The organism is Streptomyces sp. NPDC051172 (assembly GCF_040682555.1).
Lineage (GTDB): Bacteria > Actinomycetota > Actinomycetes > Streptomycetales > Streptomycetaceae > Streptomyces.
Genome location: NZ_JBFBBE010000504.1, coordinates 1 through 1,019 on the forward strand (window position 1 = coordinate 1; position 1,019 = coordinate 1,019).

Here is a 1,019-nt window from a genome sequence, read left to right on the forward strand (position 1 = left end):
GGGACGAGTGCTACGCCGAGCTCGGCTGGGACGCGTGGGACGGGGCCGTCGTGCCCTGCATCCTGTCCGACGAGGTCTCCGGTGGCGACCTGACGGGCCTGCTGAGCGTCTACTCGCTGTCCAAGCAGTCCAACCTCGCCGGCTACCGCGCCGCGTTCGCCGCGGGGGATCCGCAGCTCGTGGCGACCCTGGTCAACACCCGCAAGCACGCGGGCATGATCGTGCCCGCCCCGGTGCAGCACGCGATGGCCGTGGCCCTGGCCGACGACGCACACGTGGCGGAGCAGAAGGACCGCTACCGCCGCCGTCGGGACGCGCTGCGCACCGCGCTGGAGGCCTCCGGCCACACGGTGGACCACTCCGAGGCGGGGCTGTACCTGTGGACCCGGCGGACGGACCTGGACCCGGCCGACGCCACGGCGCAGGACTCGTGGGACCTGCTGGGCGAACTGGCGGACCTGGGCATCATCGCCGGGCCCGGCGTGTTCTACGGTGCCGGCGGCGAGGGCTACGTCCGCGTGGCGATCACCGCCACGGACGAGGCGGTCGCCCGGGCCGCGGCGAGACTCACCGCCCGCGGGCCGCGGACAGGCTGAGCCGGGGCCGAGGGCCGTCGTCGGGGGAAGCGACCGCGCGCCTCGGGCCGGTCCTTGATAGTTTGGAGCAGAGTCGTCCCCGTGTGGGCGCGCCCACGCCGGCGCGCGAACCCGGGCCATCGAGAAGAGAAGACGAGGGAGCACACCCGTGACCCATCACGAGTCCGTCCGGCTGACCGTCGGCGAGCAGAGCCTGGACCTGGGCGTCGAGCACGCCACAGAGGGCAACAACGGCATCAACATCGCCCCGCTCCTGAAGGAGACCGGCGACGTCACCTACGACCCGGGCTTCATGAACACGGCGAACGCCAAGTCGGCCGTCACGTTCATCGACGGCGACCAGGGCATCCTGCGCTACCGCGGCTACGCCATCGAGGACCTCGCCGAGCATTCCTCCTTCATGGAGGTGGCCTACCTGCTGAT

General features: G+C 71.9%; 2 protein-coding genes. Both read left to right on the top strand.

Annotated features, from left to right (window positions below; all coding sequences use genetic code 11):
• Positions 1–596, top strand: a 596-nt coding sequence (locus AB0N07_RS52265) for an aminotransferase class I/II-fold pyridoxal phosphate-dependent enzyme (protein ID WP_365848197.1), incomplete at its 5' end; no start/stop codon positions are given.
• Positions 597–795: 199 nt separating this feature from the next.
• A partial coding sequence (locus AB0N07_RS52270) for a citrate/2-methylcitrate synthase (protein WP_365848199.1) occupies positions 796–1,019 on the top strand: 224 nt, incomplete at its 3' end.